Here is a 20,215-nt window from a genome sequence, read left to right on the forward strand (position 1 = left end):
GAGCAGGACCGCCTGATCGGCGCAGCCAACCAGCGTGAGGCGGTGCTTGCCGGCATGGAGAATCGCTCCCCGGCGTTTCAGCCGGCCGCGAAGCACTCAAGCAATTAAGCCGGAGCGGCGTGCTCAGGCGGCGACGGGCTTGCCGCCGAGCGCCGCACGCATGGCACGCGCGCGGCTGGCCACCTCGTCACGCAGCGGCGCGCGCAGGCCCATCGCAAAGGCGGTCTCGGCCACCAGGAAGAGCGGGCCAACCACCAGCCCCACCAAATCATCGACAAAGGCCGGCTTGCGCCCTTCGTAGTAGTGGCCGACAAACTGGATGATCCAGCCGATTACGAACAGGCCGATGCCCGCCGACAGCCACGCCGCCACCGAATGTCCGGCCACCTGCTGGCCAATCCACACGCACAGGCCAATCAACACAAACATCACAGCGCCAAACGCTGCGTCCAGTCGCAGGTAGAACACCGTAACGGCCGCCAGCAAGAACAGCGCCGGCGTAACAGCCACGCCTCCGGGCAACGCTGCAAACACGGGCCGGGACAACAGAATCGCCACTGCCAGCACAATGGCTGGGATGCCGACAAAGTGCGTGGCGATATTGCGGCCGTCCTGGTGATAGGCCGCGTAGTTGGAAAGGTGGTCTGACAGGCTGCGCATCGTGGTCTCCGGTTTTTGTGCGTTTGCAGCATGGACGCTGCAGTTGCCCCCTCGTTATGATCCTTTCATCTTAGTCAGCGGATGGAACGGCGCTCTGTCACATAGCCGACAAATTCGCGCTTCCGAAGCCCTCTTCAGTTGCCGGCCCCATCATGGACCGCTCCGCGCTCCTCCATCCACCAGCAGATGCTGCGTCGTACCGTGAACGCCTACACGCCAGCAGTTGGTTCGGCTCGCTAGACGCATCGCTGCAAGACGCGTTGCTTGGCATTGCCACCGCGCGCCGCCTGAGCGCAGGCGATGTGCTGTTCCGGCGCGGTGATCCGCCTGACGGGTTGTATTGCGTGGTGGAAGGCACGATCTGCATCGGCGCCACCAGCGCAGAGGGGCGCGAAGCCCTGTTGGCGGTGCTGGAGCCCGTCAACTGGTTTGGCGAAATTGGTGTTTTCGACCGCCAGCCGCGCACCCACGACGCCCGCGCCGACGCCAATACCACGCTGCTTCACATGCCGCAGGCCGCGCTGATTGCCCTCCTGGACAGCACCCCGGCACTGCTGCATGCCTTCGCCCTGCTGCTGACCCACAAGCTGCGTCTGACCTTCACGGTGCTGGAAGAAACCGCCCTGCTGCCCGCCTCCGTACGCGTGGCCCGGCGCCTGCTGTTGATGGCCGACGGCTACGGCGACCTGCGCCTGGGCACCCGCCGCGTGCTGCGCGTGCCGCAGGAGCAGCTTGCGCAACTGCTGGCGCTGTCCCGCCAGACCGTCAATCAGGTGCTCAAAGACCTGCAGGCACGCGGCATCCTCAAGGTGGCTTATGGCGAGATTGAACTGCTGGACTTCGCCGGATTGCGTGATCTTGCCCGGGGTGAGGGTTGAATCACCAACCAATACCCCTACATGCGGTGAGATAGGACCAATCCTATAATGTGTTCCCACTCGCACATTCGCCCTTCGCATGGTGCGGAGATGGCGATGCGAGTCTTTCTCCAAGAGATCCATCATGCCCCGCCAGACCCCCATCGAGCGCTATCGCAACATCGGCATCTCGGCGCACATCGACGCCGGCAAAACCACCACGACCGAGCGCATCCTGTTCTACACCGGGGTCAATCACAAGATTGGCGAGGTGCATGACGGCGCTGCCACCATGGACTGGATGGAGCAGGAGCAGGAACGCGGCATCACCATCACATCGGCGGCCACGCACTGCATGTGGCGCGGCATGGCCGGTAACTACCCCGAGCACCGCATCAACATCATCGACACCCCGGGCCACGTCGACTTCACCATCGAGGTGGAACGCTCCATGCGCGTGCTCGACGGCGCGTGCATGGTCTATGACTCGGTGGGCGGCGTGCAGCCGCAGTCGGAAACTGTCTGGCGCCAGGCCAACAAGTACAAGGTGCCGCGCATCGCGTTCGTCAACAAGATGGACCGCGTCGGCGCGGATTTCTTTCGCGTCGAGCGCCAGATGCGCGAGCGCCTGAAGGGCAACCCGGTGCCGATTCAGATTCCTGTCGGCGCCGAAGACGGTTTCCGCGGCGTGGTCGACCTCGTCAAGATGAAAGAGATCCTGTGGGACGATGCCTCGCAGGGCGTGAAGTTCGAGTACACCGACATTGACCCGGCCCTGCTACCCATCGCGCAGGAATGGCGCGAAAAAATGGTCGAAGCTGCTGCAGAGGCGGATGAAGAGCTGCTCAACAAATACCTCGGCGGCGAAGAGCTGACCGAGGAAGAGATCAAGCGCGCCCTGCGCAAACGCACCATTGCGGGTGAAATCCAGCCGATGCTGTGCGGCTCCGCGTTCAAGAACAAGGGCGTGCAAGCCATGCTCGACGCCGTGGTCGACTACCTGCCCTCGCCGGTCGACATTCCCGCCATTGAAGGCCACGGCGAGAAGGACGAGCCGCTGGAGCGCCACCCCAGCGACAGTGAGCCGTTCTCCGCGCTCGCCTTCAAGATCATGACCGACCCGTTCGTCGGCCAGTTGGCGTTCTTCCGCGTGTACTCGGGCAAGATCAACTCGGGCGACACGGTCTACAACTCGGTCAAGCAGAAGAAGGAGCGCCTGGGCCGCATCCTGCAGATGCACGCCAACCAGCGTGAAGAGATCAAGGAAGTGCTGGCCGGCGACATCGCCGCCGCCGTGGGCCTGAAGGACGTGACGACCGGAGAGACGTTGTGCGATCCCGAGAACGTCATCGTGCTGGAGCGCATGGAGTTCCCCGAGCCCGTCATCAGCCAGGCCGTGGAGCCCAAGACCAAGGCTGACCAGGAAAAGATGGGCATTGCGCTCAACCGCCTGGCGCAGGAAGACCCGTCGTTCCGCGTGAAGACCGATGAGGAGTCCGGCCAGACCATCATCTCGGGCATGGGCGAGCTGCACCTGGAAATCCTGGTCGACCGCATGAAGCGCGAGTTTGGCGTGGAAGCCACGGTCGGCAAGCCGCAGGTGGCCTACCGCGAGACCATCAAGAAAGCCGCCGAGGATGTCGAGGGCAAGTTCGTCAAGCAATCTGGCGGGCGCGGCCAGTACGGCCATGCGGTCATCACGCTGGAGCCGAACGAGGGCAAGGGCTACGAGTTCATCGACGAGATCAAGGGCGGCGTGATCCCGCGCGAGTTCATCCCGGCGGTGGACAAGGGTATCCGCGACACGCTCAACACGGGCGTGCTGGCCGGCTACCCGGTGGTGGACGTGAAGGTGCGTCTGACCTTCGGCTCGTACCACGACGTCGACTCGAACGAAAACGCATTCCGCATGGCCGGCTCGATGGCCTTCAAAGATGCGATGCGCAAGGCCGGCCCCATCCTGCTCGAACCGATGATGGCCGTGGAGGTGGAAACGCCCGAAGACTACATGGGCAACGTGATGGGGGATTTGTCTTCCCGGCGCGGCATGGTGCAAGGCACGGAAGACATTGCGGGTGGTGGCGGCAAGATCGTCAAGGCTGAGGTGCCGCTGGCCGAGATGTTCGGGTATTCGACCGCGCTGCGCTCCGCCACACAAGGCCGCGCGACGTACACGATGGAGTTCAAGCATTACGCTGAAGCCCCACGCAATGTGTCTGAAGCGGTGATCTCGGCCAAGAGGACCTGACGCTGTTTGCTTTGTCCACTGCGGCCGCCTAGTGCGGCCGCAGTGCTTTGCGGGCTAACCCGCGGGCAAGTTCTCAAGGCAGAAATCGATGAACGCATGCACCTTGGCCGGCAGGTGGCGCCGCGATGGGTACAGCGCGTACAGGGCAAAGCGTTCGTCCGGCCAGTCGGGAAACAGGTCGACCAGCTGGCCGCTGCCACGGAGCTCTTCTGTGCCAAGCGCCATCACCTGGGCAATGCCCGCCCCCGCCACACACGCCGCGTGCATCGTGCGTACGTCCGACACCATCAACCGCCCGGCGGGCCGAATCTCGATGCGCTCATCCTTGCGCCAGAACTCCCACTCGTAGGGGCGCCCCGTGACCGGGTTGTAGAACAGGATGCGCTCGTGTGACGGCACATCGCGCGGGTGCGCGGGTTTTCCGTGGCGGGCGATGTAGCCCGGGGAAGCCACGGTCACGATGCGCGTGTCGATCAATTTGCGCGCCACGAACGAGCCCACCGGCGGCGGCCCGAAGCGGATGGCCAGATCAAAGCCATCGGCCACCAGATCGCCCACGTCGTCGCGCATGATGAGCTCCAGCGACAGATCCGGATGGCGCTCCAAAAAGCCCGCCACCGGTGTCGCCAATGCCATCCGCGAGAAAAACGGATCGACGTTCACTCGCAGTCGGCCCTGCACGGCGCCCGCGGCGCCTGAAGCCATGGCAGCAGCTTCAGTAATGCCCATCAGGTGTGGCTCCACCTGCTCGTAGAGACGGCGCCCCTCGTCAGTCAGTGTGAGCGAACGCGTAGTCCGCTCGATCAGACGCACACCAATGCGCGCCTCCAGCCGGCTGACCGCACGGCTCACCCCGGACGGCGACAACCCCAGCGCATCAGCCGCGCGTACGAAGCTACCGCTTTCTGCCACGGCAGCCAGCAGCGTGATACCGGAGAACAATTGTCCATCAAACGTCATGCAAACCCCTTTTTCCCTTGCCTATTACGGGAGTTTTTTCACGAATGATTTGCATGTTACGCACTTTATTCAAAGCTGAGCGATCGGCACCATGGCGGCCTGTTCACCCGTTGGTCCCTCCGTTCATCCATCAAGCAACCCAAGGAGCCGCACATGCAGCACACATTGAAGACGCAGGGTGTTTCCATCCCCCGACTGGGGCTCGGCACATTCCGCGTGCCCAACGAAGATTGCCAGCCCGTGGTCGAAAGCGCATTGGCGCTTGGCTACCGGCACATCGACACCGCGGCCATGTATGCCAACGAGGCCGCCGTGGGTGCGGCCATCGCTGCATCAGCTCTGCCGCGCGACGAGATCTTCGTCACCACCAAGGTCTGGCATGACCAGCTCGCACCGCACGCCGTACCGCAGGCACTCGAACACAGCCTCGCCAAGCTGAAGCTGGATTACGTCGACCTGTATCTCGTCCATTGGCCGGCACCGGGCATGGACATGGCGGCCACCATGGAAGCCATGATGGCGCTGCGTGACAGCGGCCGCGTACGTGCCATCGGCGTCTGCAACTTCAATCTGCCAATGCTCAAGACCGCCGTCGACACCATCGGCGCGCCGATCGCCTGCGTGCAGGTGGAATACCACCCGTTCCTGGATCAGTCTGCGCTGCTAGCTTATCTCGGCGGCAAAGGGATTCCGCTCACAGCCTACGCGCCACTGGCGCAGGGGCGTGTTGCGCAAGATGCCACGTTGCAGGCAATCGGCCGCAAGCATGGTGCATCGGCAGCACAGGTGGCCATTGCGTGGTTGCTTGATCAGCCGAATGTGATGGCCATTCCCAAGGCACAGCGCCGTGAAAGCCAGCAGGCGAACCTCAATGCACTGAACGTGCGCCTGGACGATGCAGACCGCGCCGCCATCGCCGCCCTGCCCAAGGCACTGCGTTACGTGCAGCCGGCCTTTGCGCCGGATTGGGATGCCGCACCGGCCTGACGCTTCAGCGTAGCCAAGTCAGCCACGCGTACACGGCCCCGGCCGCAATCACCAGGAACGGGATCGAGTACGCGTGAAATGTGAGCCAGGCACGCCGGTCCCCCGCCATGCGCAACGCAATCAGGTTGGCCAGCGAGCCCACAAGCGTGCCAAACCCGCCCACGCTCACCGCGAAGGCGATCATCGGCCAATCGTGGGAATACTCGGCCAGCAGGATCGCGGCCGGCACGTTGCTGATGACCTGCGACACGCCAATGCCGGCCCAGTACAGATGCATCGGGTCGGCCAACGACAATGCGCCCAGCACCTGCCGCACCATGCCAAGCTGTGCCACCAGGCGCAGGTCGATGAACATCAGTACGAACACCAGCAGCAAGCCCCAGTCCACCCGCGCCAGCACATAACGCGCACCGATGAGGTACAGCACGACCAGTCCGGCCAACGCTGCGAGCGGATACCCCAGGTCAGTCAGCACCAGAAACGGCACGTACAGCGCCAGCGCGGGCAGCAGCAGGCGCTTGTGCACCTCCACCTCACCGGTTTCGGCATGCAGATGAATTTCGTGCGATGGGAACGCCAGCCAAGTGGCCACCAGCAACAGCGCCATCAACAACATGACCATCGGCGCCATCTGCCAGACGAACGCGCCGAACGCCAACCCCGACTGGTGCCACAGGAAGAGGTTCTGCGGGTTGCCGATCGGCGTAAGCGCCGAGCCCGCATTGACGGCCAGCGCCTCAAAAATGACCAGCCGCGTAATGTGTGCCGGAGGCAGCTTCGCCACCTGCCGCAAGCCAACCGTCAGCGGCACGATCACGAACAAGGCGACATCGTTGGTCAACAACGTCGACAGCGCCGCCGACGTGCCCACCAGGCTGAGCGCGAGCACGCGCTCGCTGCTGACGGCATCAACCAGTCGCACACCAAGCAATTGCAGCATGCCGCTGGACTCGACCGCCTTGGTCAGGATCAGCAAGCCTGCCAGCGCGGCAATCGTGTGCCAGTCGACCAGTGATGGATAGCCGGCCATGCGCTGCGGCGACACAACCGAGAACGCACCGCAAACGAGCAGCAGCAGCCAGAAAAAGACGTCGCGTTTGAGGTGGTGCCAGAACGGCGGGTGGTGCGCGGCAGAGGCCGGTGGGGACGCCGGCACGGCTTGCGCCATGCGCGTGCGAGGCGAATCGCCGTGCATACGAGAAAATGGAAGGGAAACGTTGGCGCAAATGCGCACAAACCTGCCGGGCGCGGTTTGCCCAGCCGATTGTACGTGCGGCGGCGTCAGCCGCTCAACTCAAGCGCTCAACCGCAGACCGGGCACGCGGTGCGTACCCGATCAAGGCCCGTTGGCCCGCTTACGACTCGCGCGAGCCGCCGGAACCCGAGCCGCCCGGGCGATCCGAGCTGCCAGACGAACCCGCACCGCCAGCGCTCGGCCGATCGCCAGTGCCGCTGGCACCAGCAGGGTGATAGGTCGACTGCGGCGTACGCTCCGGGCCACGATACTGGCCTGCCAGGCCGTGACCGCCGGTCGAGCCACCCACTGAACCGGACTGGCTGGCCTCGGTGCTCGACACGCCGCCTTGCAGCGGCTGGGTCGGATGGCTGGCGATCACGCGCTCGATCTCGGCAACCGCCTCGCGCGGGGCCAGCACGACTTCCAGCCCCAACGCGCCGGCCACGGCCATCAGCGTCGACAGGCGCGGGTCAGCGCGACCGGATTCCGCGCGCAAATAGGCTTCGCGGGAGATGCCGGCCATCTTGGCGACGTCTTCCTGTTTGAGCTTGCGCGACTTGCGCAGACTGTGCAACTGCTTGAAGGGCTGTTCCATCTGTTCGCTCCTGCACCTGAGATGGGAAACACCGCCGGGTCGAGGAGACCCGCACGATGGACTGAAAACAAAGCGAATGTCGGGTGCACTGCACCTTGATTCGCGGTCGTACACATGTGTGCGGGCGGTGTCATCGTTGTATTGCACACCGTTGCACACGCTTTGGGTGGCGGCCTCCGCGATGTGTTTTCTACAGAGTAGACGTAATTTCGACTGCACCCAACATTGACGCGTGATGAAAGCGCATCCCGTCATCTGTGTTTACCGTGACAAGCCCGGTAAGGGGTCGGTTCCCTCGCAGATGCTGTTTTCTTCGCTTGGTGTGTTGCTTTTGTGACGTCTCATGCGCAAATCCTTGCACCCACACCACATTTCGTCGATCCGCGCTTGCCCTATCCACCAATTGGAGGGGTCTCGGGAGAGCCCCTGAGATTGGAGACCCCGGCATCACGGGTGGGCTCGGGTACCGGGCGGCGCGCACCTTTCGTCTCGCAATTGCCGTGCCGGAAGGTGGCTTGGCGGTCAGTTGGTGCCGGGTGAACAAACCGGCGGGTGCCGATTCAGTGGAAATCGCGGCTGGAGGTGACAAGACGCCCCAGAAGTGGCGTCAGATCGACCAGATGCTGGGCGACCAAGTGCCGCGTCTCGCGCTCGCACTGCCATTTGCCGTAAACGCCCAGGAGTTGGGCATTCAGCACCTCGCGGCGCTGGCGCTCGATCAGGCGCGGCCAGAGCACGACATTGATGGTGCCGGTTTCATCCTCAATCGAGACGAAGATCGTGCCCTTGGCTGTCCCTGGCCGCTGGCGCACCGTGACGATGCCGCAGGCACGCGCGAGCTGTCCGTTACGATACCCCGCCAGCGTAGCGGCGGTGGCAAAACGCATGTCGTCAAGCCGGGGCCGCAGCAGGCTGACCGGATGACGCTGCAATGACAGGCCCAGGCTGCTGTAATCGGCCACCACCTCCTCGCCGATGGGCGGGGCGGGCAGCACGAGCGAGGCTTCCACCGGACGCGCTTGGCGCAGTAGCGCATGGTCATGCCCGGGCTCCTGCAGCGCGAGCGTCTGCCACAACGCTTGGCGGCGATGACCAGCCAGTGGCTTGAGCGCATTGGCGGCGGCGAGCACGTTCAGGTCGTGGCGGTCCAGCGCCGCGCGATATGCCAGGTCATCCACGCTTGTGAAGGGTGCCTCGGCACGGGCCTCGATGATGCGCCGGGCAGCCGGCTCACGCATGCCGCGAATGCGACTGAAACCGAGACGGATATCCGGTTGCGCCCTCTCTTCGCTTACCGCGCCCGGACGTTCGTGCAACGTGCTGTCCCACACGCTGGCCGTGACGTCGACCGGCAGCACGCGCACCCGGCTGCGCCGCGCCTCCTGCACCAGTTGCGACGGCGAATAGAACCCCATCGGCTGGCTGTTGAGCAGCGCAGCAAAGAACGCTGCCGGCTCATGACACTTCAGGTAACTGCTGATGTAAGCCAACTTGGCGAAACCGGCTGCGTGGCTTTCTGGGAAGCCGTATTCGGCAAAGCCCTCCATCTGCTTGCACAACGCCTCGACAAAGGCCCGGTCGTAGCCCTTCTCCTCCACCATCACCTGCACCAGGCGCTCCTGATGCTGCGTGAGGTTCCCCTTGCGCTTCCAGGCCGCCATGTCACGGCGCAAACGGTCAGCCTCATCCGCGGTGAAATCGCCCGCATCCATGGCGATCTGCATGACCTGCTCTTGGAAGATCGGAACGCCCAGCGTGCGCTTCAATACGCCCTCGACCTCTTTGCCGGGATACGTCACGCAATTGGTATCGCCATTGCGCTCCGCTTCACGCCGCTGCAGATACGGATGGACCATGCCCCCTTGGATCGGCCCCGGACGCACGATGGCCACCTGAATCACCAGGTCGTAATACTTGCGCGGGCGCAGGCGCGGCAGCATCGATTGCTGTGCGCGCGATTCGATCTGGAACACGCCGATGGTCTCGGCACGGCAGATCATGTCGTAGGTTTTTTCGTCGTCCTCCGGCAGGTCTTGCATGGCGAGCTTGTCTGCCGTCTTGTAATACGCACGACGACCGGGCAGCGCATCGACCATATCGAGCGTGCGGCGGATGGCGGTCAGCATGCCCAGCGCCAGCACGTCCACCTTCAGCAAGCGCAGCGATTCGAGATCGTCCTTGTCCCACTGGATGACGCGGCGGTTCTCCATGGCCGCGTTCTCGATCGGCACCAGGCGCGAGAGTTTGTGCTGCGCGATCACGAACCCGCCCACATGCTGCGACAGGTGACGCGGAAAACCGCGCAGCTCGCTCACCAGCTCAGCCCAGCGCTGCACCAGCGGAGATGCCGGGTCTAGCCCCTGCTGACCCGCACGCTCGGCAAACTCCTTGCGGCTATCCCACCACGCCTGCCCCTTGGCTACCTGCTCGATGATGCCGAGATCGATGCCGAGCGCGCGGCCAACGTCGCGCAAGGCACTGCGCGTGCGGTACGTAATGAGCGCGGCAGCCAGCGCGGTGCGTGTCACGCCGTATTTTTCGTAGATGTACTGGATGACCTCTTCGCGGCGTTGGTGTTCAAAATCGACGTCGATGTCGGGTGGCTCGCTGCGGGCGCGTGAAAGGAAACGCGCGAACAACGCATTGCCGCTGTCCGGGTCCACTTCGGTGATCCCCAGGCAGTAGCACACCGCCGAATTGGCCGCCGAGCCGCGCCCCTGACAGAGAATGTCTTTCGTGCGGGCAAACTTCACCACGTCGTAGACGGTCAGGAAGAACGGTTCGTAGCCCAGATCGGCAATCAGGTCGAGCTCCATGCTGATCTGCTTGAGCACCTTCTCGGGCACGCCATGTGGGTAGCGCCGCTTGGCACCGGCGTGGACCTCGGCGAGCAGGTACTCGGCGGGTGTCATGCCCTCTGGCACAACCTCGCTCGGGTATTCATATTCGATTTCATCGAGCGAGAACTGACACAAGCCGGCCAACTCGACAGTGCGCTGCAAGGCGCGGGCACCACGCTCGCCCTGGTAGAGAAACGCAAGCTGCATACGCGTACGCATGGCCTGCTCAGCGCTGGGTGCCAACTCCAGCCCGCACTCGGCAATCGGCTTGGATAAACGAATGGCTGTCAGCACATCGTGTAATGGCTTGCGCTGCCGCGTGTGCATCTGCACGCCGCCGGTGGCAACCATGGGTACATCGATCTGCTCGGAGACCGCAGCCACCGTGCCGCGATGGCGGTCATCCGCATGACGCAGTGGCAACTCCAGCGCAATCGATAACCGATCGCCAAACACACGCTGACACCACAACGCCTGCATCAGCAAGTGTTGCGGGTCGGCGTCATAGTCAGGCAACAGAATCGCCAGGCAGTCAGGCACACCACGCAGATGGGCCAGTTCGCCCCTGGGCGCAGCCAAGTCATCGGCCTGCAGGCGGTATCCCCCTTTGGGCGCCGCCAGTCGCGCGTGTGTGATGACCTCGCTCAGGTTGCCGTAGCCTTCGATGTTCTGCGCCAGCAGCACCAAGCGCAGCCATGGCTCGCCCTGTGCATTGCGCACGGTAAAGCGGCTGCCGATGATGAGTTTGAAGTCCTGCTCCTTAGCCGCCACGAGCGCACGCGCGGTGCCGGCCACGGAGCATTCGTCGGTCAACGCCAAGGCCTGATAGCCGTATTGCTTGGCGCGCTCCACCAGTTCTTTGGGATGCGACGCGCCGGTCAGGAACGTGAAGTTGCTGATGCAATGCAACTCGGCATAGTCAGGCAGGCCGATAGGAAGTGATGCGGTTGTCGCCATGACACGCTTAGCCGAACAGGCCGTGCAGATACCAGCGGGCGTCTTCCTCGCTGGCCGATGCAGAAACACGCTCGCGGTAGACCCAGTAGCGCACGGCTTCCTCGCTTTCTGCGATGAAGTAGTCGCGCTTGATGAGAGCATCGTCCCACCAGCCGGATTCAATGCGCTCGGGCAAGGACACCAGCCGCAATGGTCCACGGTAATACGGATAGTGCTGGCGCGTCAGCAGCGGGATGGGCTTCTCCAACAGCCACAGCGGCCGCTCGGGCTGCTGCGCGTGCCATTGCGCCAGCGCTAGACGCACAGCGGCGCGGCTGTGCGCGGTGGTGGCGGCGTTCACCTCCACCCAGTGGTTGGCGCGCTCGGGGCGGTGATCAGCGCACGGCTGTGGGTGGCGCACGTTGCCCGCACCTAGCCGGGCGATGAGCGTGTCGATCAGGCGAGCTGCATCTTCTGCACGGCCACCGGGCTCGGGGAACAAGGATTCGGTGGGCGGAGCCAGCGGTGTTGCGTCTGTCACCGTCAAACGTAGCTCGACCACCGGAGCGATCAGCGTGAGCCGGTGCACGCGCTCGTGCAGCACGCGTGACAGATGCGCCAGCGTGCGGACCGGCTGCGCCAGTGCGATCTCCACCGGCGTGGAGGACACGGCATCGTCACTGCCCCGGCCGCGCCGTCGCTCGTGCTCCAGCGTGAGCCGGTAGGTCTTGGCACCCAGTTGATGCGCCGACAGCCAGCCGACCAGTTGCAGCAGCAGTTGCTCAGATGCGGCCAGCACACCTTCGGCGCTGTCGATGCGACCGGGCAACTCCAACGGCACATCAAAGCGCAGCGGTGCAGCAAACCATGTGAAGCTCTCGTGCCCATCGCCATAGGCCGCATCAAGCGTATCGACCAGCAGCGGCCCACAGCGGCGGCGCAGGCCCGCACGTGGCAGCGCTCGCAAATCGGCCAGCCTGCGGCAACCGAGGCCCTCAAGCCAGTCCGGGCGTGTCAGGCGAACCACGGCATCGATCGACAAGGCATCCAGCAGGGTCGACATGCGCTCAAGTCGCACCGCCCGCCGTACGCCACCGTGCAGGCCGCCTGAAGTTGCTGTGCGATGCCCGCGCAACGATCGCGTGCTCGCCAGCCATGCGGCACCGCGTGCCGTCGGTCCGGCGCCGAGCACCGGCACTGCACCCAGCCGGTACGCACAATACTTCACCGCCCGACACAGCGCGCGATGCCCACCGAACAGGCGCAGGCTTGCCTCCACCTCCAACAGCACGGTCGCCTCGTCAGCCACATCCAGCGTCACATGCGGTGTGAATGCCAGCAGCGCCAGCGCCAGCGATTGCATCAGCCGCGCCTCGGCCGCCAAGTCACGCTCAAGCTGTACGGCGTGCGGCACCAGCGCCTGCGCGCCCGCCCGGCGCAGGCCTGCGTGCACACCTTCTCGCACCGCCAGACGGTTGGCCGACACCACGCGCTCCTGCTCCAGCACCACCACCGGCAGGGGCAGTGCGGCCGGATCAGACCACCGGGGTCGAAGCGCGTCCAGCGGCAGCCGGGGCAGATGCACCGCGATCCAGAACGGCATGATCAGAAGCATCCGACAATGCATCGAACGCAAAAGAAGACGACAGCGCAGCCAACAGCGACGCGGTGGCCGGGTCCATGGTGAATGGCTCGGCAGGTTGTATTGGCAACGAACGAACGGAAGCGCGTCCCGCCTGCAGCGGATCCGCCAACGGCAGCAGCAACGGCGTGTCACGCAACGGCCCGCGCCGCTTGTGAAAGAGGATGGACAACGCATCGCCACCCGCCGGCACCAGCCCAAGACGCAGCACCGCAGGCGATGACTCCCGCAGCGCCTGGGTCGGCCGGAACACCCAGATGGCGCTCTCGCCTGCCTGTGCCAGCACCTGCAGCCGGCGCAGTGCTCCAGGGCGCGCCTGGTTCAGCCAGATCAGCACGCCACCGAATGCCTGGCTGCGCACGACCTGCTCGGCCGCCCACAGCAGGTCTGCGGGCTTGTCGGCGCGCACCCAGACGATCTGTTCAGGAGAGAAGTCCCAGCCGACCAGCCGTACTGCGTTGGGCAGATGTGGGGGGCCAACCAGAGCAATCCGTCCACCATTCGGCCCTGCTCCCGTGCATAGCGTGGACAGAGCCGGGCGCAGCAGGCGACATTCGCCAATGCCGGGTTGGGGGCACAGCAGTTCAGTCAGCCCGCCAAGCGGCCAGCCGCCACTGGGCAACTCGGTGTTCAGCGCGTCATAACCGGTGGCCAGGACGCGCCCGTTGGCCCGTGCCAGACTGCCTGCACGCCACAGCGCCGGATGTAGCGTCTCGGGCGCTGGTACTATCCGGGCTCTTTGCGCAGACTGGCGCGACCCGTACACCGCCGGCCCAGTGGCGGTGAGGCGTTCCGCCACACCTTCGGCGGGAAAAAGAGACGGGGACGACGCAAACATGGGAGGCGCAAGGCAAGCTGCGAATACTGTATGGATATACAGTATCACAACTTCTGCTCTGCGCTAGCCTGTTTCTAAACGTCCTTGTCGCCGCCCCGCCCTTCCTCGCCACCAACGGTGCGCAACCGAACTCACCCGGAGAAAACCGTGTTCACTTGCAAAAACCAGAGCTGCGGCACGCAGTGGGAACTGTCCGACGTCGTCATCAAGGACGAAGGCCAGGGACCGCTGTTCCGCTGCACGCTCTGTGGCGCACGAAATTACGTCGAGCGTTTCGAAGCTGACGACGGCACGGTCGTCTACGAGCAAATCGAAGGCCGGCCGCTCAATTGACCCGACGCAACGATATGACCACCGAACCGACCGCCACGCCCTTCAGCACCCTTGTGCTCTCCCCCGCCGTGCTCGCGAACCTCGCGCAGCTCGGTTACAACGACATGACGCCGATCCAGGCAGCGAGCCTGCCAATCACGCTTGCTGGCCACGACCTGATCGCGCAGGCGAAGACCGGTAGCGGCAAGACCGCGGCGTTCTCACTCCCGCTGCTCGCGCGGCTCGACGCACGCCGCTTTGATGTGCAAGCGATGGTGCTCTGCCCGACGCGCGAACTCGCCGATCAGGTCACGCAGGAAATCCGCCGCCTCGCGCGCGCCGAAGAGAACGTGAAGGTGCTGACGCTCTGCGGCGGCACGCCGATGCGCCCGCAAGCGGAGAGCCTCGAGCACGGCGCGCATATCGTCGTCGGCACGCCGGGGCGCATCATGGACCATCTCGAACGCGGCAACCTCGTGCTCGGCGCGCTGAAGACGCTCGTGCTCGACGAAGCGGACCGGATGCTCGACATGGGCTTCTTCGACGATATCGCAACGGTCGTACGCCAGTGCCCGACCGACCGGCAGACGCTGCTGTTCTCGGCCACCTACCCGGACGGGATCGCCAAACTGTGTCGGCAGATCCTGCGCAATCCGAAAGAGGTGAAACTCGAAGAGCGCCACGACGACAGCAAAATCCGCCAGCGCTTCTATGAGGTGACCGATAACGAGCGGCTGCATGCGGTCGGGCGGTTGCTCAAGCACTATCGGCCGGTCAGCACGCTCGCGTTCTGCAACACGAAGCAGCAATGCCGCGACCTGCTCGACGTGCTGCGTGCGCAGGGCATCCACGCACTTGCGCTGCATGGCGAACTGGAGCAGCGCGAGCGCGATCAGGTGCTGATCCAGTTCGCGAACCGCAGTTGCTCGGTGCTCGTCGCAACCGACGTCGCCGCGCGCGGGCTCGACATCGCGCAGCTCGAAGCGGTCATCAACGTTGACGTCACGCCCGATCCCGAAGTGCACGTGCACCGGATCGGCCGCACAGGCCGCGCCGATCAGGACGGCTGGGCGCTGAGCCTGGCGAGCATGGATGAGATGGGGCGTGTCGGCAACATCGAGGAGGTGCTCGGGCGCGAGGTCGAATGGCATAAGCTCGCCGAACTCGACACCGGCAGCGACGCACCACTGCTGCCGCCAATGGAGACGCTGCAGATTCTCGGCGGACGCAAGGACAAGATCCGCCCCGGCGATGTACTTGGCGCGCTGACCGGCGACGCAGGCTTTCGCGGCGACCAGATCGGCAAGATCAACGTGACCGAATTCTCAACCTACGTTGCGGTTGAGCGGGGCATCGCACGCGACGCGCTGCGCAAGCTCAACGGCGGCATGGTGAAAGGCAAGAAGGTCAGAGTTCGGCTGATGGACGAATGACGCCGGCGGCCGTCCTCAAGGCTGCACTGTCAGTGCTTGGCCGGCGCCTTGCACAGCCCCTGGTTGTAGAGGATGGCCTTGCCGGTAGCCGCGTAGTTGTCGGCATCGCACGGCGGCAAGAAGCTTGAGCTGTCGCCCTGCATGCGCACGGCAACGGTATCGGACAACGCCGCCAGGCACTGTTCGTTGTCGCCACGGTGGTATTCCGTCACGGCCAAGTCGCTACGGGCCTTATCGCGCTCGATCCAATCCATGAAGGTGTCGCATTCGGAGAGCAGCGCGCGCAGCGTTGTGCGGGCGGCGTCATAGTCCTTGGCGGCGTATTGCTTATGCGCTTGGCCGATGCGAACCGACCGTTGGCGATCGGTGCACGCAGCAGGTGGGCGCCGATACTCGCCATCGAACCCGGCGCGCATGCCGCAAAAATCGCGACACGCGTCTTGCGTGGCAGACGTATCGAGCTTGAGTGCGCCATTGCTGCCCGACACCGCGATACGGCAAGCGTCAGCGACGCCGGTGCGGCCCTTGAACGTACCGCTAACTGCGCAGGTATGGCAGTTGGCGCCAATGGTTTCGATGTTGAAGCTGTTGCCCTTGACCGACATCGTGCCGTGGCCGCTACCGCCTTCAACATAGACGTATTCACCGGGCTCGATTGCCGGGCCGGATGCCACGGCCAGTACGCTGACCGACAAGCCCAGGATTGCCACTGCGCGCCGCATCCACATGCCGAATGTCATGGTGTTCGTATCCAGGTTCGCGGAGGCGGACTGCCTCCTGCACGGGCGATATTCTGGCGGCCGCATACATGACAGTGCAACCGCCGCGTGATGAACGATTGTGTCGACCCCAGCCTAGATATGCAGCATCGCCAGCACAGCCAGCACGCCACCCACCCCACCCACGCAGTACGAGATCACCTGCAGCCAGCGCCGGCGTGACAGCAACGTGATCGCCGCCAGTGCAATCGACACTTGCATGGCGACCACCGCCTGCGCCCAGCGATGATGATGGTGCACAGCGCGTTCACTGGCTTCGTCCGCCTCCTTGGCCAGACGCTCCTGGTCTTCGGCCTGGCGGCGGATGTCTTCCTTCTCGGTGGCATAGCGCTGGGCTTCGCGCTTGGCGGCAGCCTGGTCGGTGCCGGGCAGTTGTGCGGTCAGCTCGGCAATCGCCTGCTTCTGGCCCTTGGCCTGATAGTAGGCCCAGCGGTTGGCGGCCTCCGTCTTGTGGATGGCGGCTTCATTCTTGGCAAGCAACGCTTCGTTTTGCGTGGCGCCGCCCTGATAGCCAAAGATGGCGCCGGCCGTCGACAAAATAGCCGTCATGACGGCGATGCGGCCGGCAAAGCTGTCGGCGTGGCCGGTTTCTGCGGCGTGCTCCAGCACATGGTCGTGTGCGCCGTGCACGTGAAATCCTTCAGACATCGTTGCTCCCCGTTTTGATCTTGTGTGGTCATGCGCCCCGTCCGGCGCGGGCCTCACAATGCATGGACTTGTACGGAAACGCAACGGCATGGTCGTGCTGCGATGTACATGGGGCCGCTCGCCTGTCACGCGTGCCGGCCACGCTTGCGAACATTGTGTCTAAAACGTTACGAAAAAGACAATTCAATATTGTTAAGTGCGCGAATCGGCCGGCTGCGTCAGACTTCGGAAAAACTCCACCCAGCCTGCACGCCACACTCCTGGCGGCATGCTGGTCAAGGTGATGACCGGCGGCTTGCGGGAGCTGTCTGGCGAGGGGATACGCCGCACCATCAACGCCATCGGGCCGGAACGCTTCGGACCGCTGGACGAGAAAGACAGTGGCGCACAGACCAACAAATACAGATGTAATCGGGGCAAAGCATCATGTCTACCGATGGGGCGGGAAGCGGGTTTCCGGCAATGAATGGATGCCGGCTGTTGGTGCGTGTGGAGGCCATGGCGCCTTCCCGCATCAGGTCGTTGCTTGAAAGCCTGGTGCGACGCCCGGCCACCATTTGTTATGCCGGAAAGGCGGAACGGCCATGAGAATCCGCATCGTGCTCGGCGACAACCACGCAATGGTTCGTGAAGGTCTGATTGCGCTACTGCAGCGAGAGCCAGACATGGAGGTGCTGGCGCAGGCCAAGAACGGCCTGGAACTGGTGCAACTCGCCCGTACGCTGAAACCGGATGTGGTGATCACGGACATGGCGATGCCCATCCTGAACGGCCTGGAAGTGATCCGCCGCCTGCATGGTGAGGCCACGCCCTGCAAGCTGCTGTGTCTGTCGGTCAACGATGGCCTGCAGCAGGTGATGGCCGCGCTGCAGGCCGGCGCGGCCGGCTACGTGTTGAAGGAGAACCCCTACGAAGAACTGGTCCGCGGCATCCGGCGCATCATGGCCAACCAGATCTTCCTGAGCGGCGAGCTGATCGGCTCCGTGATCCATGCCAGCCGAACGCCGGCCCCGGCTGCCGTTGAAACCATCCGCCTGCCGCAACTGACCACGCGCGAGCGTCAGATCGCGCAACTCTTTGCTGAAGGGCACACGACGAACGACATCGCCGGCATGCTGTTCCTCTCCGCCAAGACCATCGCCAGCCACCGCGAGAACACGTTCCGCAAGCTGGGGATTCGCAGCATCGCGGAGCTGACGCGGTATGCGATTCGTGAGGGGTTGAGCTCGTAGGCGATCCGGCCTACACAATTCGTTTTCCCTGCTACCCCACTTCATGCCGGGCCAGACCGTTTGCTCAGGACTCAGGAGCACACGCAGGTCGTGGCCGCCGCATCAGATGCCGGTTAGTTTGCCGGTAGCCTGCATGTGTCCAATCATCGCCTCGACGGCCAACGCGCCCTGCGTCTTCTTGGGAGCCTTCGTGTAGTGGTAGGCCCCCAGCCGTTTGGTCTTGATCTTCTTCCCTTTCTTGGCTACCCGCGCTTGCGCCGAGTACACGTAGCCGGGCACCCCTGGATCGAAGCCCCGTTTCGCCCCCTTGCGCTTGAAGATCTGCGTATTGCGATGATGAAGGTTGCGATAGCTGCCAATCTGCCGCAAGCGATTCACGGGCTTCGTGAGATCGAGATAGGAATGCTGTCCCGACACGGAATAGTCCTGTCCCTTCGTCTGGGTCAGCATGAAATCCATGTCGCGATAAGCCGCCAGCGCAGGATAATTGGCATCCATCTTCACGCGCTTCATGGACGTGCCGCCCATCACGTCATCAATGCCATTCTTGTGCGAATTGTCAGTGCCAAACGTCGGACTGTGAGGCTGATGCATCTCAGGGTTCGGGATCGCGATGGTAAAGCCCTGGTTGTAGGCCTGTCCGTCGCCGCGCTGTTTCAGAGACTCTCCCGACGGCAAGTGATCTCGGTTCACGTCCTGACACGATGTCGTCCACGCCGATATGCCGCTGAGCTTGGGATAGGTCCGCTCGACCCCGGTCATCGAATCGCTGTCCATCGTCACGTTGGATTTGTATGGCCCCACGTCGAATGGCGACAAGTCCTCGCTGCTGCGGTCATCGCGGCGCCTGTCCAGCAGTTCGCCTTTGTTGAGCTTGTCGATCAGCGCCGCGTTCGGACTGGCCCCTCCTGTGGGTGCGGTCGCGCTGATCTTGGCGCCACGCCGGTTGTCCTTCGATTTGTCCCATGTGAAGAACTGCTTTGCCACATCGTCATAGCTATATTTTTCAAGTGTGGTGGGATCCATGATCTTCGTGCTGGCGCCGCGCTTTCCCGCGCTCTTGAACACAGAGAACATGTCGGGTTCCATCTCGTAGTACTTGCCTGCGAACGCCACCCGGTTTGCTTGCGTGTTGGCCAGATACTCCAGCTTGCCCGTCTGCTGGATATTGAACAGTATGTTCTTGGGATCATGGGTCAACGCCGTTGGAGCGACGCTCTTGGCTTTCGGCGACAGCACCCTTGATCCCGGCACGCTTGAATCTGTCGCGCCTGCATCGTGATAGACAATGCCCGTGGCGCTGTGCGTGAACGTACCGTCGCGATTGTCCTTGAGGTTGCAATGGCGCAGCTTCCCAGCGTTCTCCACATACTCCCACGCCGGCTGGAACGGCATTGCCGTTCCCAGCGAACCGGCGCTTGTGTAGCGTGCCGAGACCGATGGTCCATGGGAACCAACAGCCTGGATCGCCCGCGCACTCTGGCGATCGGCATCGGCCTCCAGACTGTGATCGTCGAGAATGCCGGCGCCTTGCCGCACGCGCCCCATCCGCTGCTGCACCACGTGACCCAGTTCATGACCGATCAGGCGCCTGCCTGATTCGCTGCCGGGCTGGTAGTGACGCGCCGGCATCGTGATGTCATCACCGCGAGTCAACGCGCGGGCGCCGATCTCCGTCGGTATGTCGCTCAACTGCACCCGCACCTTTGAAAAATCGTGGCCGAACGCCGCCTCCATCGATTCGCGCAGCGCAGGCGGCAGTGCCTGATGCGAGCCGCCCATGTGCGCTGACGGCGACGGCATCGGTACGCCCACGTCCGGCGCAAGCTGCAATAGCTGCGGAGCATCCACCAGTTGCGCCAGACGGGCGGACTGCGCGGCCATGCGCGTGCTGCCATCCACCGCACGCTGGACTGCCCCGTTGGGAAACCGGGTATCCGTGTGCGCTTCGCGTGTAGTGGCAGCCGGCGGCTTCTTCTCTTTCATGTACAACTCTCCGTGGACCCAGGAC

The 20,215-nt window shown here is 63.9% G+C and carries 17 protein-coding genes; 7 read left to right on the plus strand and 10 right to left on the minus strand.

The window, feature by feature from the left end; genetic code table 11:
• Positions 1-123: 123 nt before the first annotated feature.
• Complete coding sequence (locus JHD73_RS19040) at positions 124-660, minus strand: DUF962 domain-containing protein (RefSeq protein WP_199031798.1); 537 nt, start codon at positions 658-660, stop codon at positions 124-126.
• 152 nt (positions 661-812) lie between these two features.
• On the opposite strand from JHD73_RS19040, the gene JHD73_RS19045 reads away from it, so the two are divergent.
• Together JHD73_RS19045 and fusA are read left to right on the plus strand one after the other, a co-directional pair.
• Entirely contained in the window at positions 813-1,538 is a 726-nt protein-coding gene (locus tag JHD73_RS19045) for a Crp/Fnr family transcriptional regulator (protein ID WP_199031799.1), read from the plus strand.
• 124 nt (positions 1,539-1,662) lie between these two features.
• Positions 1,663-3,765, plus strand: a complete 2,103-nt coding sequence (gene fusA, locus JHD73_RS19050; protein ID WP_199031800.1) for an elongation factor G — start codon at positions 1,663-1,665, stop codon at positions 3,763-3,765.
• 54 nt (positions 3,766-3,819) lie between these two features.
• Here fusA and JHD73_RS19055 read toward each other — a convergent pair whose 3' ends face one another.
• Complete coding sequence (locus JHD73_RS19055; protein WP_199031801.1) at positions 3,820-4,725, minus strand: LysR family transcriptional regulator; 906 nt, start codon at positions 4,723-4,725, stop codon at positions 3,820-3,822.
• Positions 4,726-4,878: 153 nt separating this feature from the next.
• On the opposite strand from JHD73_RS19055, the gene JHD73_RS19060 reads away from it, so the two are divergent.
• Positions 4,879-5,712, plus strand: a complete 834-nt coding sequence (locus tag JHD73_RS19060) for an aldo/keto reductase (protein ID WP_199031802.1) — start codon at positions 4,879-4,881, stop codon at positions 5,710-5,712.
• Between the two features lie 4 nt (positions 5,713-5,716).
• On the opposite strand, the gene JHD73_RS19065 is transcribed toward JHD73_RS19060, so the two are convergent.
• From JHD73_RS19065 to imuA, 5 genes are all read right to left on the minus strand, one after another.
• Positions 5,717-6,907, minus strand: coding sequence for an SLC13 family permease (locus tag JHD73_RS19065; RefSeq protein WP_199031803.1), 1,191 nt, complete (start codon positions 6,905-6,907; stop codon positions 5,717-5,719).
• A gap of 160 nt (positions 6,908-7,067) precedes the next feature.
• Positions 7,068-7,544, minus strand: a complete 477-nt coding sequence (locus JHD73_RS19070) for a helix-turn-helix transcriptional regulator (RefSeq protein WP_199031804.1) — start codon at positions 7,542-7,544, stop codon at positions 7,068-7,070.
• A 560-nt stretch (positions 7,545-8,104) separates the two neighbouring features.
• A complete protein-coding gene (locus JHD73_RS19075; protein ID WP_199031805.1) occupies positions 8,105-11,341 on the minus strand; it encodes an error-prone DNA polymerase in 3,237 nt (1,078 codons plus the stop codon).
• Positions 11,342-11,348: 7 nt separating this feature from the next.
• Positions 11,349-12,923: a DNA polymerase Y family protein gene (locus JHD73_RS19080; protein ID WP_199031806.1), complete on the minus strand. Its 1,575-nt coding sequence runs from the start codon at positions 12,921-12,923 to the stop codon at positions 11,349-11,351.
• Positions 12,856-13,800: a translesion DNA synthesis-associated protein ImuA gene (gene imuA, locus JHD73_RS19085; protein WP_199031807.1), complete on the minus strand. Its 945-nt coding sequence runs from the start codon at positions 13,798-13,800 to the stop codon at positions 12,856-12,858. The genes JHD73_RS19080 and imuA overlap by 68 nt, the downstream gene beginning before the upstream one ends.
• Positions 13,801-13,947: 147 nt before the next feature.
• Here imuA and JHD73_RS19090 point away from each other — a divergent pair, with 147 nt between their 5' ends.
• The gene (locus tag JHD73_RS19090; protein ID WP_199031808.1) at positions 13,948-14,133 is read left to right on the plus strand and encodes a hypothetical protein; all 186 of its coding nucleotides are present in this window, start codon (positions 13,948-13,950) and stop codon (positions 14,131-14,133) included.
• A gap of 14 nt (positions 14,134-14,147) precedes the next feature.
• Complete coding sequence (gene dbpA / locus JHD73_RS19095) at positions 14,148-15,545, plus strand: ATP-dependent RNA helicase DbpA (RefSeq protein ID WP_199031809.1); 1,398 nt, start codon at positions 14,148-14,150, stop codon at positions 15,543-15,545.
• A 29-nt stretch (positions 15,546-15,574) separates the two neighbouring features.
• On the opposite strand, the gene JHD73_RS19100 is transcribed toward dbpA, so the two are convergent.
• A complete protein-coding gene (locus tag JHD73_RS19100; RefSeq protein WP_199031814.1) occupies positions 15,575-16,267 on the minus strand; it encodes a hypothetical protein in 693 nt (230 codons plus the stop codon).
• 132 nt (positions 16,268-16,399) lie between these two features.
• Positions 16,400-16,972: a DUF4337 domain-containing protein gene (locus tag JHD73_RS19105; RefSeq protein ID WP_199031810.1), complete on the minus strand. Its 573-nt coding sequence runs from the start codon at positions 16,970-16,972 to the stop codon at positions 16,400-16,402.
• Positions 16,973-17,240: 268 nt separating this feature from the next.
• Here JHD73_RS19105 and JHD73_RS19110 point away from each other — a divergent pair, with 268 nt between their 5' ends.
• Entirely contained in the window at positions 17,241-17,438 is a 198-nt protein-coding gene (locus tag JHD73_RS19110; protein ID WP_199031811.1) for a hypothetical protein, read from the plus strand.
• A gap of 118 nt (positions 17,439-17,556) precedes the next feature.
• Complete coding sequence (locus tag JHD73_RS19115) at positions 17,557-18,204, plus strand: response regulator transcription factor (RefSeq protein WP_199031812.1); 648 nt, start codon at positions 17,557-17,559, stop codon at positions 18,202-18,204.
• Positions 18,205-18,306: 102 nt separating this feature from the next.
• Here JHD73_RS19115 and JHD73_RS19120 read toward each other — a convergent pair whose 3' ends face one another.
• Positions 18,307-20,190 (minus strand): DUF4157 domain-containing protein, encoded by a 1,884-nt coding sequence (locus JHD73_RS19120; protein ID WP_199031813.1) that lies wholly within the window; start codon positions 20,188-20,190, stop codon positions 18,307-18,309.
• Between the last annotated feature and the right edge of the window lie 25 nt (positions 20,191-20,215).

Origin of the sequence: Ralstonia sp. ASV6 (assembly GCF_016429285.1) — a bacterium.
In the GTDB taxonomy this organism is placed as follows: Bacteria; Pseudomonadota; Gammaproteobacteria; order Burkholderiales; family Burkholderiaceae; genus Ralstonia; species Ralstonia flaminis.

Coding starts and splice junctions, on each gene's coding strand:
- dbpA (WP_199031809.1), top strand. CDS start 14,148: ATGACCACCGAACCGACCGCCACGCCCTTCAGCACCCTTGTGCTCTCC.
- JHD73_RS19055 (WP_199031801.1), bottom strand. CDS start 4,725: ATGACGTTTGATGGACAATTGTTCTCCGGTATCACGCTGCTGGCTGCC.
- JHD73_RS19120 (WP_199031813.1), bottom strand. CDS start 20,190: ATGAAAGAGAAGAAGCCGCCGGCTGCCACTACACGCGAAGCGCACACG.
- JHD73_RS19065 (WP_199031803.1), bottom strand. CDS start 6,907: ATGCACGGCGATTCGCCTCGCACGCGCATGGCGCAAGCCGTGCCGGCG.
- JHD73_RS19045 (WP_199031799.1), top strand. CDS start 813: ATGGACCGCTCCGCGCTCCTCCATCCACCAGCAGATGCTGCGTCGTAC.
- JHD73_RS19115 (WP_199031812.1), top strand. CDS start 17,557: ATGAGAATCCGCATCGTGCTCGGCGACAACCACGCAATGGTTCGTGAA.
- JHD73_RS19105 (WP_199031810.1), bottom strand. CDS start 16,972: ATGTCTGAAGGATTTCACGTGCACGGCGCACACGACCATGTGCTGGAG.
- fusA (WP_199031800.1), top strand. CDS start 1,663: ATGCCCCGCCAGACCCCCATCGAGCGCTATCGCAACATCGGCATCTCG.
- JHD73_RS19100 (WP_199031814.1), bottom strand. CDS start 16,267: ATGCGGCGCGCAGTGGCAATCCTGGGCTTGTCGGTCAGCGTACTGGCC.
- JHD73_RS19110 (WP_199031811.1), top strand. CDS start 17,241: ATGCTGGTCAAGGTGATGACCGGCGGCTTGCGGGAGCTGTCTGGCGAG.
- JHD73_RS19060 (WP_199031802.1), top strand. CDS start 4,879: ATGCAGCACACATTGAAGACGCAGGGTGTTTCCATCCCCCGACTGGGG.
- JHD73_RS19070 (WP_199031804.1), bottom strand. CDS start 7,544: ATGGAACAGCCCTTCAAGCAGTTGCACAGTCTGCGCAAGTCGCGCAAG.
- JHD73_RS19075 (WP_199031805.1), bottom strand. CDS start 11,341: ATGGCGACAACCGCATCACTTCCTATCGGCCTGCCTGACTATGCCGAG.
- imuA (WP_199031807.1), bottom strand. CDS start 13,800: ATGTTTGCGTCGTCCCCGTCTCTTTTTCCCGCCGAAGGTGTGGCGGAA.
- JHD73_RS19040 (WP_199031798.1), bottom strand. CDS start 660: ATGCGCAGCCTGTCAGACCACCTTTCCAACTACGCGGCCTATCACCAG.
- JHD73_RS19080 (WP_199031806.1), bottom strand. CDS start 12,923: ATGCCGTTCTGGATCGCGGTGCATCTGCCCCGGCTGCCGCTGGACGCG.